The sequence below is a fragment of the Pseudomonas sp. M1 genome (genome assembly GCF_022760135.1).
Taxonomy (GTDB): Bacteria; Pseudomonadota; Gammaproteobacteria; order Pseudomonadales; family Pseudomonadaceae; genus Pseudomonas; species Pseudomonas citronellolis.
Genome location: NZ_CP094343.1, coordinates 3275201 through 3290452, shown reverse-complemented (window position 1 = coordinate 3290452; position 15252 = coordinate 3275201). Strand labels below are relative to the sequence as shown.

Here is a 15252-nt window from a genome sequence, read left to right as displayed (position 1 = left end):
CCCCAATACTTACCCTTCTACTTCAACACCAACCGAGGGGCACAGAAAATCGATGTGATATCCGGAAACACCGTCACCAATTGCCAGGTGAATACCCTCTATACCCTCATTCAACTGGGAGTTTCTGGCATAGTCGATTTTCTCCTCGATCGCTTCATTCACACCTATCGCAAACTCTGTTACCAACTCTTGACGATCACCACCCAAAATTCGCAGGAAATCTACTTGTTCCTCGGCATCAATGCAAAATGACGTCACCTTATTGTCAGTGACGATCATTTTTACCGAGTTGGCGGCGGCCACTTTCTGCACGAATGCATCCACGTCACGAGTGGAGTTTTCATAAGGGAGTCGCCCCGTCGGACGCATGACTGAAAGCACGCCTGATACCAAAAACTCACCACTCACCCAAAAGGGCGCGGCCTGCTTCCTATGCAAATGCGCGTGGTGCACTTCGAAGAACTCCGCTACCGAATGAACGAAGGGCCCCTCGACACTCTTGAGCAGCGCGTAAGGCTTGACCGAGCTGTCCAGATCGACCCAGCCATCGGCACCCTGCCCACAAAGTCGCAAACGAGAAGAGGTTTCCATCATTTCCGCTGCAATGCATTGTTTTTCCAATGCGTTTTTGAAATCGCTGGCGCACATGAGATCGAAGGAATAGAGGGCGGTTTCCAGCGAAGCATCGAAGACGTGAAGAGCGCAAAAGACCATCCGCGACTCCGGATACTGTGCAGCCAAATCATGCGAACGGATTGCTGCGGCATCACTGAATGAAAAAACCACGGAGCATTGCGGAGCACGCGATAACTCAGCCAAATTTGCCGTTGGCCAACCCTGCTCGGAAACCAGCGAATTAAACGTCTCGTTGTCGCTAAGGATGATGACTTCACTCGAGTCGAATAGATCAAGAATTCCATTTTGTCTATGCATCTCACATCTCCTCCACTAGTGAGGGAGGCTTTCGCCTCCCTCACATTCAGCACTCAGATGGACGTCTCGTCATGCGCAGGCGACCAGGAAAGCGGCGGCCAACTAAACCCCGAGGCGTCCAGAGCATCACTGTTTTGATTTTTCATGTTTTCAGTCTCCAGTTGATTTTCTTGATTAAGCCAGGCACAGAACCAGATCAGCGCCCGACGGAAACCAACGTAATTCTCTATAGAGAACTTTCCAACTATCCGATCGAACAGGAAGGAGGCGAAACAAAAAATCTCAACAGCCCGCCAGCTATAGATATCAACAAGGAACAATAAACCCATGATATTGGAAGACACTTGAAAGTACTGACAGGAGGTTTCCTCCATAAGCCCCGGATTATTGGAGAATCCTGAGGGGATTTCACTCTGGTGTGATAACGCTCATTCGTGCTGATGTCCGATGGCCCGTTATTCCATGAGTGACTCGGACTCGCTTCGTGCCAGGGCGTGTGGAGAGCATGAATAGCAGCGTTATCCGGCTGCCAGTATCTGCCGGCTCCGCCCCTGGCAATGGCCGCCATGGATGGATAGCCAGGCCCAAAGCGCACCGCTCCGTCCGCTCAGGGGGGAGTACTCAGGATCGTCGGATGAGGCCAGCAGGCGGATATCGAAATGGCCATCCGATTGCCACCCCGCTATAGTGCTGCCTGCAACGCCTGGCCTATTCCTGCAGGCACTCAGGAAGCGACTGGTCCTTCCAACCCCGCTCAGCCCATCCCCTGCTCGTACACCGCCAGGTGCACGAAGGCCGCCTGCAGCAGCGGCAGGTCCAGCCCGGCCGCCTGGCCGCGGCCGAGCAGGTCGCCGATGATCTGCTCGGCTTCCACCGGGCGGCCGCCGACCAGGTCGCGGTACATCGACGAGGTCTGCGGCGAGCCGTGCAGGGTCAGCTGCCGGCGCGCCTCGGCGAGGAAGGCATCGCGCGGTTCCAGGCCCACCGCGCGGACCACCGCCACCACCTCGTCCAGCAGGCGGTTGACGAAGGCCTCGCCCTGGGGCGCGGCGACCACCGAGCCGACGTTGCCGCGCATCAGGCAAGTGATGCCGCCCAGGGCGGCCAGCAGCACCCACTTCTCCCACATCTCGCGGTGGATGTCGGGGCTCAGGCGGGCGTCGAAGCCGGCGTCCTGCAGCAGTGCGTCCAGGCGCAGGATGCGCTCGCTGCGGGCGCCGTCCATCTCGCCGTAGGAGAGTTCGTTGAGGGTGCCGTACTGGACGATGCGGCCGCGCTCGTCCAGGGTGCTGGCGATCTTGCACACGCCGCCCAGCAGCGGCCCGCGGCCGAAGTGATCGACGATGGCGTCGACCTGGTGCATGCCGTTGAGCACCGGCAGGATCATCGTGCCCGGCCCCACCGCCGGGGCGATGTCGCGCAGCGCCGCCTCCAGGGCGTAGGCCTTCACCGTCAGCAGGATGAGGTCGTAGGGCCCGTCCAGGTGCTCGGCGCCGACCAGTTGCGGCGTCAGCACGAAATCGCCATGGGGGCTGAACACCTGCAGCCCTTCCTGCTGCAACTGGTGCGCCCGCCCGGCGCGCACCAGGAAGGTCACGTCGCGCCCGGCCCGGGCCAGGCACGCGCCGAAGAAACCACCCGTGGAACCCGCCCCGACCACCAGAATGCGCATGGCCCACCCTCCTCGGCTGCCCGGCGCGATGGCGCCGGCTCATTGCCTGTATATAGACGCAGTGCCGGGAAAATGCATGGCCTAGCCCGTCCGCCGGCGGTACAGGCTGCGCGCCAGGGCGTCGAGGGCGAAGCCCAGGGCGCCGATCAGCAGGACCATGGCCATCAGTTCCGAGTAGGCCAGGCGGTCGCGGGTGTCGAGGATGTAGTAGCCCAGCCCGGCGCTGACGCCGAGCATCTCGCAGGGCACCAGGACGATCCAGAGGATGCCGATGGCCAGGCGCACGCCGGTCAGCACGTGGCCGAGCACGCCGGGCAGGATCACCTTGCGCAGCGTCTCCCAGGGCGTGGCGCTGAGGCTGCGGGAAAGCTGCAGCCAGCGCGGGTCGAGCTGGCGCACGCCGGCGGCGGTGTTGAGCAGGATCGGCCAGACCGCGGCGAAGGCCAGCAGGAAGTAGATCGGCTGGTCGCCCACGCCCATCAGCATCACCGCGATGGGCATCCACGACAGCGGCGAGATCATCCGCAGGAACTGGAAGGCCGGCGTGGTGGCCGCCTCCAGGCTGCGCGAGGCGCCCACCAGCAAGCCCAGGGGCACGCCCACCGCCAGCGCCAGGAGCAGGCCGAGCAGCACGCGCCTGAGGCTCACCAGCACGTGCTGGTACAGCTCCGCGCGGCCCAGCAGCTCGCCCAGGCTGGCCAGGGTGGCCTGGGGCGAGAACAGCTGGCCCAGGCCGTCGCCGCCGAACAGGTGCACGCCGCTCCACCACAGGCCGAGCAACGCCAGCAGCCCGGCCAGGCCCAGCAGCCAGTGGCGGCGGCCGGAGAGTGCCGGCGCCGTCACGTGGCGATCTCCTCGCTGCGCGCGAAGCCCTCGGGCAGGCCGAAGGCGCCGAGGCCGCCGACCTGGGCCAGGGCGTTGCGCACGAAGCGGTCGTCCACCAGGTCCTGCGCGGTGTGCGCCGGGTCCAGCGCGGCGAGGAAGCCCTTGTCGCCCTGGATCAGGGTGTCCTTCAGGCGCCTGACCAGTTCCTCGGTGTAGCTGGGGAACGGGTACGGCTGGAAGTCGATGCGCTCCTCGTGCCAGTCGGCGTGGCGGATGGCGCCGTCGGCCAAGTACTTCTCGCGCTCGCCGGGCGCCGGGGCCAGCACCCGGCCGAGCAATTCCGGCGCGTGCGGGGTGTAGCGGTTGGCGCCGTCCTTGGACAACAGCTTCGCCGCCTCGGCGCGGTTGTCACGGGTCCACAGCTGGGCCTTGACGATGGCGTTGACCACCTTCTGCGACCACTCCGGGCGGCCGTTCAGGTCGTGCTCGTGCATGAACACCACGCAGCAGGCGTGGTTGCGCCAGACGTCGCCGGTGAAGCGCTGGATGCGCCCGACCTTGAGGTTCTCCGCCAGGGCGTTGAACGGCTCGGCGACGATGTAGCCGGCGATGCGCCCGCCGGCCAGGGCCGGCGGCATGTCCGAGGGCGGCAGCACCACCAGGTTGACCTCGTTGGCCGCCAGCGCCGCGTCGGCCGGCTTGCTCACCGCCGCCAGGCCGTTGTCGCGCAGCAGTTGCTGCAGCACCACGTTGTGGATCGAGTACCAGAACGGGATGGCCAGGGTGCGTCCGCCCAGCTGCTTCACCTCGGTCACGTCCGGCGCCACGGTCAGGCCGGAGCCGCCGACGTGGTTCCAGGCCACCACCTTGGCCGGCACCTTGCTGCCGTAGCGGGCCCAGACGGTCATCGGCGACAGCAGGTGGATGACGTTGACCTGCCCGGAGATGAAGGCCTCGATCACCTGCGCCCAGCTGCGCAGCAGCACCGGGCGCTCGGCCTTGATGCCCTCGGCCTCGAACAGGCCGTTGGCGTGGGCCACCAGCAACGGCGTGGCGTCGGTGATCGGCAGGTAGCCGATGCGCACCGGGGCGTCCGGCTCGCTGGCGGCGCGGGCGCGCAGGCTGGTCAGCAGCGGCAGCGCGCCGGCTGCGGAGAGCAGCGCAGCGAGTTTGAGAATGTCACGTCGAGAATGAGTGGGATCGTCCAGGCACATGGGCAGCCTCCGGCGCAGGGTGGGAATTCGCGTGGGATCGGCTCGCCCGCCGTAGGGTTTTGAGGATCTCGACCCGCAGCGCGCCCAGTTCCTCGACCAGCTCCGCACGGGGTTGCGGCAGGTCGATGCGCCATTCGCCCAACGTCCGCGCCGGGGTGTCGCCCAGTAGCAGGATGCGTTCGGAGAGCAGCAGGGCCTCGTCGATGTCGTGGGTGATGAGCACGGCGGCGGTGCGCCGTTCGTGGATCACCTGCAGCAGCAGTTGCTGCATGTCGGCGCGGGTCACTTCGTCCAGCGCGCCGAAGGGTTCGTCCAGCAACAGCACCTGCGGCTGGCGCGCCAGGCAGCGGGCCAGCGCGGCGCGCTGGGCCATGCCGCCGGAAAGCTGCGCCGGCAGGTAGCCGCGCGCCTGTTGCAGGCCGACCGCGGCGATCGCCTGGTCGACGCGCTGGTGCAGCGTGGCCTTGTCCAGCTTCGGCTGGCGGGCGAAGTCCAGGCCGAAGGCGACGTTCTTCTCCAGGCTCAGCCAGGGCAGCAGGCTCGGGTCCTGGAAGGCCACGGCGACGCACGGGTGCGGGCCGTCGATGGCCTCGCCGAGCAGGCGCACGCCGCCCGCCGCCGGCTTCTGCAGCCCGGCCAGCACGCGCAGCAGGCTGGACTTGCCGACACCGCTGGGGCCGAGGATGGACACCACCTCCCCCGGTGCCAGGCTCAGCTCGAAGCCTTCCAGCACGCTGCGCCAGCCCTTGCCCTCGGGGTAGCCCAGGGCGACGCCGGCGGCCTGCAGCAGCACCTCGCTCATGCCCGCGCCTCCTGGCGCTGCAGCTCAGTGCGCAACTGCACCAGGCTGGGCGTGACGATGGGCACGAAGGCCGACTCGCGCCAGCGCCGGGCGAAGGCCGCGCCGTGCCGGCTGAGGTAGGCCTTGCCGCCGCTGGCCTGCAGCTCCAGCTGCACCGCCGCGGCGGCGCCTTCGGCCAGGCCGATGCGGATGCGGAACAGCCGCGCCGGTTCGCTGGCGAACTCGCCGCTGGACAGGCCCGCGCGCAGGCGCTCGACCAGGCCGTCCAGTTCGCCGCGCAGGCGTTCCTCTTCCTCGCACAGCACCGAGCGGCTGCCGCCCAGGTGCTCGCGCACCGCTTCCAGGGCCCGGCGCGTGAGGCCGATGGTCATGGCGCACTGCAAGCCGAGGAAGGCCGGGCGCACCTGCGGCAGGTAGCGCCGGGCGTCGTCGTGCAGCAGCCACTCGCGGGGCAACGCCACGCCGTCGAAGTCCAGGGCGGCGGTGTTGCTCGACTGCAGGCCGAGCAGTTGCAGGTCGTCGGAGCGCGCAAGGCCGGCGCTGGCCGATGGGATGGCCGCCACCAGCGGCGCCGCGCCCTCGCGCTCGATGGCCGCAGCCACCACGAAGTGGCCCTTGCGCAGGTTGGTCACCCAGGGCAGACGGCCGTCCAGGGTCCAGCCGTGGTCGGCCGGGGTGGCCCGCACCTGCAGGCTCTCGATGCCGGAGAGGAACTTCATGGCGTTGGACAGCCCGGTGGCGCCGGCCAGGCGGCCGTCCAGCAGCTCGCCGAGCAGGCGTTCGCCCAGCGCCTGGTTGGGGCTCTGCAGCAGGTATTCGATGAAGGCGCGCTGGCCCCAGAAGACGAAGGCGGCGGTCAGCGAATGGCCGGCCACCGCGGCGATGGCCTCCACCGCGTCGAGCAGGCTGCCGCCGGCGCCGCCGCGCGCCTCGGGCACGCCGATGCCGAACAGCCCGGCGCCGGCCAGTCGCGGCAGCACCGACTGCGGGTCGGCATGGCCGAGGTCGAGGGCCTCGGCCTGGGCGTCGAGCCAGTGGCTCAGGGTCGGATCGAGCATGGTCGCTCTCCTTTTGGCGGGCAGCCGCGGGGCAGCCACCCGGTCATGCGCAACTCAGGCCTTTTCCCAGCGGTACTTGCCCAGTTCGGGGTTGAGCGGCGTTTGCGCCAGCACGTTGGCGAAGTTGCAGAGGGTCGCCAGACTGATGCCCAGTAGCACTTCCAGGGCATTGCCGTCGCTGAAGCCGGCGGCGCGGAAGGCCGCGAGCCCCGCGTCGCTGACCGCGCCGCGGCTGGCGATGGCCTCGCGGGCGAAGGCGGCCAGGGCTTCCAGGCGCGGCTCCGGCAGTTCGCGTTGTTCGCGCAGGGCGGCTATCACTTCCTCGGGGAGCCTGGCCTTGTTGGCCGCCACCGCAGTGTGCCCGGCCACGCAGAAGTCGCAGCCGTGGGTGGTGGCGGCGATCAGCTGGACCACCTCGCGCTCGGCCAGGCCCAGCTCGGCCTTGCCGTTGAGGCCGGAGACGGTGACGTAGGTCTCCAGCGCGGCCGGGGCGTTGGCCAGCACGCCGAGCAGGTTGGGAATGAAGCCGGAGTTCTTCAGCGCGTTCTGCAGGAACGGCTTTGCCGCTTCCGGGGCGCTGTCGAGGGTCTGGATGGGCAGGCGGGACATGGGTTCGACTCCGTGTGCGGTAGGTGTCGAAAAGTCTGTTGGTAATAAGAAAACCGTTCAATATTCTAAAGTCGCTATCACTTGCTCCTGAGTCTTTTCATTAGATGATTTCGTCGAGCCCCCTTGTCGATTGGTTATTAGACAGCCTGGAGCTGGACGCCAGCCTGTTCCACGTGGGCCGCTACTGCGGCGGCTGGCACGCCTCCACCCAGGGCCTGGCCCGGGCCAGCTTCCACCTGGTGGTGCAGGGCCATTGCTGGCTGCACCTGGAAGGCGAGGCGCCGGTGCGCCTGGAGGGCGGCGACGCGGTGTTCCTGCTGCGCGACCTGCCCTACCGGCTGTCCGACGCCGCCAGCGCCGAGGCCGCCGCCTGCCAGCCGCGCCAAGCCATGAGCGCCCTGGAGCTGCAGGCCGAGGACGGCGTCGGCCTGGTCTGCGGTTTCTTCCACTTCCACTCCGGGCTCTCGGCGCTGATCATCGAGGCGCTGCCCGCCTACCTGGTGCTGCGCGCCGGGGAACCCTCGCAACGCGCCGCGCGCAGCCTGTTCGAACTCATCCTGGAGGAATGCGCGCGCCAGCCGGCGCCCTCGCAGCAGCTGCTGGAGCGCCTGAGCCACCTGCTGTTCCTCTACGTGCTGCGCCAGCAGGTGCTGGACAACCCCGGCCTCGGCGGCCTGGTGGCCCTGGCCCGGCAGCCGCAGTTCACCGGCCTGCTGGAAAGGATGATCGAGCAGCCGCAGCGGCCCTGGACGCTGGAGGACATGGCGGCCTGCGCCGGGCTGTCGCGCTCGGCCTTCTTCAAGCGCTTCAACGAAACCTGCGGGCAATCCCCCGGCCAGGTGCTGCTGGCCCTGCGCATGGGCCAGGCCTGCCGCCTGCTCAAGGCCGACCAGAGCGTGGCCGAGGTGGCCGCGGCGGTCGGCTACCAGTCGGTGGCGGCCTTCACCCGCGCCTTCCACAAGAGCACCGGGCAGCAGCCGGGGGCGTACCGGCGCGGCCGCGACGGCGGCCAGGGGCGCTGACAGGCCCAGCAAACGAGAATAATTCTCAGCGCCGTGCTAGCCTTGCGCCTTCCCTCACCCCAAGGAGCCCGCTGTGTCCGATTCCACCGAAGCCGCGCAGCCCGCTACCGCCGACGCCCGTTTCGACCTGCGCCCGCTGCTGTTCTCCAGCATGGCCGGGACCATGGCGATGATGGCCTTCGTCTCGCTGGTCGGGCCCATCGCCCGGCTGCTCGGCCTGCAGGCCTGGCAGGCAGGCGCGGCGGTCACCGTGTCCGGCGTGCTCTGGCTGCTGCTGGCGCGGCCCTGGGGCAATGCCAGCGACCGCCTGGGCCGGCGGCGCATCCTGCTGCTGGGCAGCGCCGGGGTGACCTTGTCCTACGTGCTGCTGGCGGTCTTCGTCGATACCGCGCTGCGCCTGCAGCCCATCGCCGCGCTGTCGTTCCTCGGCCTGCTGCTCGGGCGTGGCGCGGTGGGCGCCTTCTACGCCGCGCTGCCGGCCGCCGGGCAGGCGCTGGTCGCCGACAACTACCCGCCGCGCCAGCGCGCCGCCGCCCTGGCCAGCCTGGGCGCGGCCAATGCCGTGGGCATGGTGCTGGGCCCGGCCATCGCCGCCCTGCTCGCCCGGCACAGCCTGAGCCTGCCGCTGTACGCCATGAGCGTGCTGCCGCTGCTGGGGTTCCTGGCGCTGCTCACCCGCCTGCAGAGCCAGGAGCACCACCTGCAGCGCGTGGCGCAGAGCATCCGCCTGGGCGATGCGCGCCTGCGCCGGCCCATGCTGGTGGCCTTCGTCGCCATGTTCTGCGTGGCGGTGGCGCAGATCACCGTGGGCTTCTTCGCCCTCGACCGCCTGGGCCTGGCCCCGGGCGCGGCGGCCCAGGCCGCCGGGGTGGCGCTGACCTGCGTGGGCGTGGCGCTGATCCTCGCCCAGTTGCTGGTGCGCCGCCTGGACTGGGCGCCGCAGCGGCTGATCCGCGTTGGCGCGCTGGTGGCCGGCATCGGTTTCGCCGGCACCAGCCTGGCGCTGCAGTCCTGGCAGCTGTGGCTGGCCTTCTTCGTCGCCGCGGCGGGCATGGGCTGGGTGTTCCCGGCCTTCTCGGCGCTGGCGGCCAACGCGGTGAACGCCGACGAGCAAGGCTCCACCGCCGGCTCCATGGGCGCGGCCCAGGGCCTGGGCGTGGTGCTCGGGCCGCTGGCCGGCAGCCTGCTCTATGGCGTCGAGCCGCGCCTGCCGTACCTGCTGGTCGGCGCCCTGCTGGTGCTGGTGGCGCTGTGGCCGGAACCGGCCGCCGACGCCGTTCAGGCCGGGTAGCGGCGCGCCAGGAAGTCCAGCAGCAAGGCGTTGACCTCGGCCGGGCGCTCGTTCTGGACCCAGTGGCCGCAGCCTTGCAGGCGGTGCTGTTCGAGGTCCGCCACCACCTCGGGCATGCGCTTGAGGGTATAGGCCTCCAGGCTCGCCACCGGGTCGCGGTCGCCCACCAGGAACAGCGTCGGCTGGCCGACCTGGCGCCCGGCCAGGGGCTCGCTGAAGCGCCAGTTGCGCTCGAAGTTGCGGTACCAGTTGAGCGCCCCGCGGAAGCCGCGGCCGGCGAAGGTCTCGATGTAATGCGCCAGGTCCGCCTCGCCGCACCAGGCCGGCAGTTGCCGAGGCGTGGGCTGGCCTTCGAACAGGCGGGCGTCGGCGGGCTTGTCCTGGAGGAAGGGGTCGTCGTCGCCGGCATCGCGGAAGAACAGGCGCAGGCTGCGCTCGATGTCGGCGTCCAGCTCGGCCTCGGCCACGCCGGGCCGCTGGAAGTAGAGGATGTAGTTGAAGCGCCCGGCGAAGACCTCGCGGAGGATCTCCGTGGCCGGCCGCTTGGGCCGCCCGGCATAGGGCACCGACAGCGTGGCCAGGGCCGCCACCCGCTCCGGGGCGAGCAGCGCCAGGTGCCAGGCCACCAGGGCGCCCCAGTCGTGCCCGAGCACCGCCGCGCGGCCCTGGCCGAGGGCGTCCATGGCGCCGAGGACGTCGCCGCACAGGCTCTGCAGGTCGTAGGCCTCGATGGGCTCGGGCGCGTCGCTGCGGCCGTAGCCGCGCATCTCCGGCACGTGCACGCGGTAGCCGGCCTGCACCAGCGCCGGAATCTGCGCGCGCCAGGAGTGCCAGCATTCGGGGAAGCCGTGCAGCAGCCATATCGGACGGCCATCGGCGGGGCCGGCGATGTGTACGCACAGGTGGATGCCGTTGACCGGCAGCAGGCGTCGCTCAATGGGTTGCATGGCGAATCTCCGGGGTTTTGTCGGGACGCTAGCAGCAGGGGTGTGACGACGTCATTTCCATTCGCTGGACGAATAGCGGGGCTTTTGTAGGGCGCATAACGCCTACGGCGTTATCCGCCGTTTGGCCTTGATTCCCGGCGACGCCGGGGTTGACCTGGGCGTTGGCTATGACCCCGGCGTATCGGCGTATAACCGCGAACGGTTATACGCCCTACATGCATATATCCATATGCAAATCCGATCTTTCACACCCCGATTCTTATTCCCCTATAGTCGCCCCACAACTCGTCATAACAAGTCATAGCCATGACCGAACTACTCCCCCTCTCCCCTGTCCCGCTGTACAGCCAGCTCAAGGAGCTGCTGCGCACGCGCATCCTCGACGGCAGCTACCCGCCGCTCAGCCGCATGCCCTCCGAGGCCGAGCTGGGCAAGGCCCATGGCGTCAGCCGCATCACCGTGCGCCAGGCCCTGGGCGACCTGCAGAAGGAAGGCCTGATCTTCAAGATCCACGGCAAGGGCACCTTCGTCGCCCGGCCCAAGGCGTTCCAGAACGTCAGCACCCTGCAGGGCCTGGCCGAGTCCATGGGCGAACGCGGCTACGAGGTGATCAACCGCCTGCGCAGCTTCCGCTTCGTGCCGGCCGACGCCCAGGTGGCCGTGCGCCTGCAGGTGGCCGAGGGCGACAGCGTGGCGCAGATCAAGCGCGCGCGCCTGGTCAACCGCGAGCTGGTGTCGCTGGAGGTCACCTACCTGCCCGAGGCCGTCGGCCGCCGGCTGGAGAAGGCCGACCTGGTGAGCCGCGACATCTTCCTGATCCTAGAGAACGACTGCGGCCTGCCCCTGGGGCATGCCGACCTGGCCATCGACGCCATCCTCGCCGACGCCGAGCTGGCCGCCGCCCTGGAGCTGGAGGAAGGCTCGCCGGTGATGCGCATCGAGCGCCTCACCCACGGCGCCGACGGCCAGCCGCTGGACTACGAACACCTCTATTACCGCGGCGACGCCTTCCAGTACCGCCTGCGCATCGACCGTCACAAGGGCCCCCGAGCATGAGCCACAGCGACCTCCCAGAAGACAAGCAAAGCGCCTACGACATCGTCGTCATCGGCGGCGGCACCGCCGGCCCCATGGCGGCGATCAAGGCCAAGGAAGCCAACCGCGAGCTGCGCGTGCTGCTGGTGGACAAGGCCAACGTCAAGCGCAGCGGCGCCATCAGCATGGGCATGGACGGCCTGAACAACGCCGTCATCCCCGGCCACGCCACGCCCGAGCAATACACCAAGGAAATCACCGTGGCCAACGACGGCATCGTCAACCAGGCCGCCGTCTACGCCTACGCCACCCACAGTTTCGAGACCATCGAACAGCTCGACCGCTGGGGCGTGAAGTTCGAGAAGGACGAGGTGGGCGACTACGCGGTGAAGAAGGTCCACCACATGGGCGCCTACGTGCTGCCGATGCCCGAGGGCCACGACATCAAGAAGGTGCTCTACCGCCAGCTCAAGCGCGCGCGGGTGGAGATCACCAACCGCCTGGTGGCCACCCGGCTGCTCACCGACGCCGAGGGCGCGGTCAACGGCGTGCTCGGCTTCGACTGCCGCACCGCGCAGTTCCAGGTGATCCGCGCCAAGGCGGTGATCCTCGCCTGCGGCGCCGCCGGGCGCCTGGGCCTGCCCGCCTCCGGCTACCTGATGGGCACCTACGAGAACCCGACCAACGCCGGCGACGGCTACGCCATGGCCTACCACGCCGGCGCGGAGCTTTCGAACCTGGAATGCTTCCAGATCAACCCGCTGATCAAGGACTACAACGGCCCTGCCTGCGCCTACGTCACCGGCCCGCTGGGCGGTTACACCGCCAACGCCAAGGGCGAGCGCTTCATCGAGTGCGACTACTGGAGCGGGCAGATGATGTGGGAATTCCACCAGGAGCTGGAGGGCGGCAACGGCCCGGTGTTCCTCAAGCTGGACCACCTGGCCGAGGAGACCATCCAGACCATCGAGGAAATCCTCCACGGCAACGAGCGCCCCAGCCGCGGCCAGTTCCACGCCAACCGCGGCACCGACTACCGCAGCCAGATGGTGGAGATGCACATCTCCGAGATCGGCTTCTGCTCCGGCCACTCGGCCTCGGGCGTGTGGGTCAACGAGAAGGCCGAGACCAGCGTCAAGGGCCTGTACGCCGCCGGCGACATGGCCGCAGTGCCGCACAACTACATGCTCGGCGCCTTCACCTACGGCTGGTTCGCCGGCAGCAACGCCGCGCAGTACGTGGCCGAGCGCGACTTCAGCGAAGTCGACCAGGCCCAGGTGGAGCGCGAGCGCGAACGCGTCTTCGCCCCGCTCAGGCGCGAGCACGGCCTGCCGCCGGCCCAGGTGGAGTACAAGCTGCGGCGCATGGTCAACGACTACCTGCAGCCGCCGAAGGTGACCAAAAAGATGGAGATCGGCCTGCAGCGCTTCGCCGAGATCGGCCGCGACCTGGAGCAGTTGAAGGCGAACAACCCCCACGAGCTGATGCGCGCCATGGAAGTCAGCGTGATCCGCGACTGCGCCGAGATGGCCGCCCGCGCCTCGCTGTTCCGCACCGAGAGCCGCTGGGGCCTGTACCACCACCGCGTGGACTATCCGCAGCGCAATGACGCCGAGTGGTTCTGCCATGCGCACCTGAAGAAGGACGAGAGCGGCGAGATGACCAGTTTCAAGAAGCCGGTGGAGCCGTACCTGATCGCCCTGGACGACGAGGAGCAGAAGGCCTACGGGCGGTTGCGGGTGAAGAACGAGGCGGCCTAGGAGCCCTAGAGCCCCTCTCCCCCCGCCCTCTCCCGCAAGCGGGAGAGGGAGCTGTCCGTGCAGCGGGAACCCGCAGATTTCAGGATGACGCCAAGTTACCAAGCACCTCCGAACGGCCCCCTCTCCCTTCAGGGCGGGGCGCGCAGCCGAGGGCTGGGGAGAGGGTGGTGAGCCGCCGCCTCCCCCGAACCACCAAACCACCGTCACCAAGACCGGCCAGCAACACCACGAGGAACCGTGCCATGCCCCACCAACCCCAGGAAATCTTCTTCCGCTCCAGCGCCCCGGTCACCGTGGACGAGGACAAGTGCATCGCCGACAAGGGCTGCACCGTCTGCGTCGAGGTCTGCCCGATGGACCTGCTGGCGATCAACCCGGCCACCCAGAAGGCCTACATGGCCTTCGACGAATGCTGGTACTGCATGCCCTGCGAGAAGGACTGCCCGACCGGTGCGGTGAAGGTGGAGATTCCCTACCTGCTGCGTTGAACGACAGCTTCCTGTAGGAGCGGGCCCTGCCCGCGATTAGCGCGCAGGGCGCGCTCCTGCACCCACAACGACAACCGGACACGCCACCGGACGCCTGATGCAACGCCCCCTCGTTTCCCACCGCACACCGGCGGCGGAGACGATTCCAACACTCATGATTCGAGGGGAACACCCATGACCTTGCGCACCACCCTGGCCGGCCTCTCGCTGGCCATCGCCAGCCTTTCTGCCCATGCCGAGACCCTCCGCGTGGCCATCGGCACCCAGGACACCACCATCAACTGCGCCGCCGGCGGCCTGCTGGTCCGCGAGCTGAACCTGCTGCCCAAGTACCTGCCCCACGACGGCAAGTACAAGGACGCGCAATACGACATCCAGTGGAAGAACTTCACCAGCGGCGCGCCGCTGACCAACGAGATGGTCGCCGGCAAGCTGGACTTCGGCGCCATGGCCGACTTCCCCGGCTCGCTCAACGGCGTGGCCCATGAAGCCGCCGGCAAACGCAGCCTGTTCATCAGCGTGCTCTCCGGCAGCATCGAGGGCAGCGGCAACGGCATCGTGGTGCCGGCCTCGTCCCAGGTGCAGTCGCTGGCCGAGCTGAAGGGCCAGACCATCTCCGTGCCCTTCGCCTCCACCGCCCACGGTCTGCTGCTGCGCGCCATCGCCGCCCAGGGCTGGGACCCGGACAAGGACGTGACCATCATCGCGCAGCCGCCGGAAGTCGCCGGCTCCGCGCTGCAGGCCAACAAGATCGCCGCCCACGCCGACTTCGTGCCCTTCGCCGAGCTGTTCGAGAGCCGCGGCATCGCCCGCAAGATCTACGACGGCTCGCAGGCCAAGGCGCCGACCTTCCACGGCGCCCTGGTGGAGGCGGACTACGCGCAGAAGTACCCGGAAATCGTCGAGGCCTACCTGCGCGCCACCTACGAGGCCAACCAGCTGCTGGCCGCGGAACCGGAGAAGTACAGCGAGCTGATCGAGAAGGTCGCCGGCATCCCCGCCGAGGTGAACTACCTGTTCCACGGCCCGCTCGGCCTGCAGACCCGCGACCTGACCTGGAAGCCGGAGTACCGCCAGGCCGTGACCACCGCCATCGACACCCTGAAGCTGCTGAAGAAGGCCGACCGCGGGCTAAACGTCGAGCAGTTCGTCGACGACCGCTACATCCGCGCCGCCTTCAAGGCCGCCGGCGCCGACTACGACGCCGCGTTGAAGAACTACGCCCAGCAGCCGCTAACGGCCACGGACGCGCTGACCGGCAAGGCCATCGCCGACCCGCGCCACGTGGCGCAGGTGTGGGTGCGCGGCGAACCCAGGGTGCGCAGCTACGCCTCGGCCCGGGAAGCCCTGGGCGAAGCGGCCAAGCTGAAGCAGCAAGGCAAGGACATCCGCGCGGTCTACGCCCAGGCCAGCGACAGCGGCATCAAGCTGCTGGCCAGCCAGGCCTGGTTCGTCCAGGGCAAGGACGGCGCGCTGGACGCCTTCCTGCTCAAGGAGCAGGCCGAGCGCTACGCGCAGAGCAACGGCGGCGAAGTGCGCGACTTCGCCGGTGCCAGCCAGCAGGCCGTCGCCAGCCGCTGACGTCCACGCCTGGCG

At 68.4% G+C, this 15252-nt stretch carries 15 protein-coding genes; 6 read left to right on the top strand and 9 right to left on the bottom strand.

The annotated features are described in order from the left end of the window. Positions 1-9: 9 nt before the first annotated feature. From PM1_RS14760 to PM1_RS14725, 8 genes are all read right to left on the bottom strand, one after another. Positions 10-933 (bottom strand): hypothetical protein, encoded by a 924-nt coding sequence (locus PM1_RS14760; protein WP_009622125.1) that lies wholly within the window; start codon positions 931-933, stop codon positions 10-12. A 53-nt stretch (positions 934-986) separates the two neighbouring features. Beyond that, a complete protein-coding gene (locus PM1_RS14755; protein ID WP_152604524.1) occupies positions 987-1277 on the bottom strand; it encodes a hypothetical protein in 291 nt (96 codons plus the stop codon). Between the two features lie 410 nt (positions 1278-1687). Further along, positions 1688-2605 carry a ketopantoate reductase family protein gene (locus PM1_RS14750; RefSeq protein WP_009622127.1) on the bottom strand — a complete coding sequence of 306 codons (918 nt, stop codon included), beginning with the start codon at positions 2603-2605 and terminating at the stop codon, positions 1688-1690. A gap of 81 nt (positions 2606-2686) precedes the next feature. Continuing rightward, on the bottom strand, positions 2687-3448 hold the full coding sequence (locus tag PM1_RS14745) for an ABC transporter permease (RefSeq protein WP_009622129.1): 762 nt from the start codon (positions 3446-3448) through the stop codon (positions 2687-2689). Continuing rightward, a complete protein-coding gene (locus PM1_RS14740; protein WP_009622133.1) occupies positions 3445-4644 on the bottom strand; it encodes an ABC transporter substrate-binding protein in 1200 nt (399 codons plus the stop codon). The genes PM1_RS14745 and PM1_RS14740 overlap by 4 nt, the downstream gene beginning before the upstream one ends. Then, positions 4610-5446 carry an ABC transporter ATP-binding protein gene (locus PM1_RS14735; protein ID WP_009622134.1) on the bottom strand — a complete coding sequence of 279 codons (837 nt, stop codon included), beginning with the start codon at positions 5444-5446 and terminating at the stop codon, positions 4610-4612. Before PM1_RS14735 ends, PM1_RS14740 begins: the two co-directional genes overlap by 35 nt. After that, a complete protein-coding gene (locus PM1_RS14730; protein ID WP_009622139.1) occupies positions 5443-6504 on the bottom strand; it encodes an acyl-CoA dehydrogenase family protein in 1062 nt (353 codons plus the stop codon). The genes PM1_RS14735 and PM1_RS14730 overlap by 4 nt, the downstream gene beginning before the upstream one ends. 54 nt (positions 6505-6558) lie before the next feature. Beyond that, entirely contained in the window at positions 6559-7113 is a 555-nt protein-coding gene (locus PM1_RS14725) for a carboxymuconolactone decarboxylase family protein (RefSeq protein ID WP_009622140.1), read from the bottom strand. Between the two features lie 104 nt (positions 7114-7217). Here PM1_RS14725 and PM1_RS14720 point away from each other — a divergent pair, with 104 nt between their 5' ends. Then, entirely contained in the window at positions 7218-8135 is a 918-nt protein-coding gene (locus PM1_RS14720) for an AraC family transcriptional regulator (RefSeq protein ID WP_009622141.1), read from the top strand. A gap of 73 nt (positions 8136-8208) precedes the next feature. Next, positions 8209-9426 (top strand): MFS transporter, encoded by a 1218-nt coding sequence (locus PM1_RS14715; RefSeq protein ID WP_009622142.1) that lies wholly within the window; start codon positions 8209-8211, stop codon positions 9424-9426. On the opposite strand, the gene PM1_RS14710 is transcribed toward PM1_RS14715, so the two are convergent. Continuing rightward, positions 9414-10373, bottom strand: coding sequence for an alpha/beta fold hydrolase (locus PM1_RS14710; RefSeq protein WP_009622143.1), 960 nt, complete (start codon positions 10371-10373; stop codon positions 9414-9416). The two genes, PM1_RS14715 and PM1_RS14710, sit on opposite strands and share 13 nt — an antisense overlap. 306 nt (positions 10374-10679) lie before the next feature. Here PM1_RS14710 and PM1_RS14705 point away from each other — a divergent pair, with 306 nt between their 5' ends. The 4 genes from PM1_RS14705 (at position 10680) to PM1_RS14690 (ending at position 15237) form a co-directional block, all read left to right on the top strand. Further along, on the top strand, positions 10680-11429 hold the full coding sequence (locus PM1_RS14705) for a GntR family transcriptional regulator (RefSeq protein WP_009622144.1): 750 nt from the start codon (positions 10680-10682) through the stop codon (positions 11427-11429). Beyond that, on the top strand, positions 11426-13168 hold the full coding sequence (locus PM1_RS14700) for a fumarate reductase/succinate dehydrogenase flavoprotein subunit (RefSeq protein WP_009622145.1): 1743 nt from the start codon (positions 11426-11428) through the stop codon (positions 13166-13168). The genes PM1_RS14705 and PM1_RS14700 overlap by 4 nt, the downstream gene beginning before the upstream one ends. Before the next feature lie 242 nt (positions 13169-13410). Beyond that, complete coding sequence (locus PM1_RS14695) at positions 13411-13656, top strand: 4Fe-4S dicluster domain-containing protein (RefSeq protein ID WP_009622146.1); 246 nt, start codon at positions 13411-13413, stop codon at positions 13654-13656. 174 nt (positions 13657-13830) lie between these two features. Next, entirely contained in the window at positions 13831-15237 is a 1407-nt protein-coding gene (locus tag PM1_RS14690) for an ABC transporter substrate-binding protein (RefSeq protein ID WP_009622147.1), read from the top strand. Positions 15238-15252 lie beyond the last annotated feature (15 nt).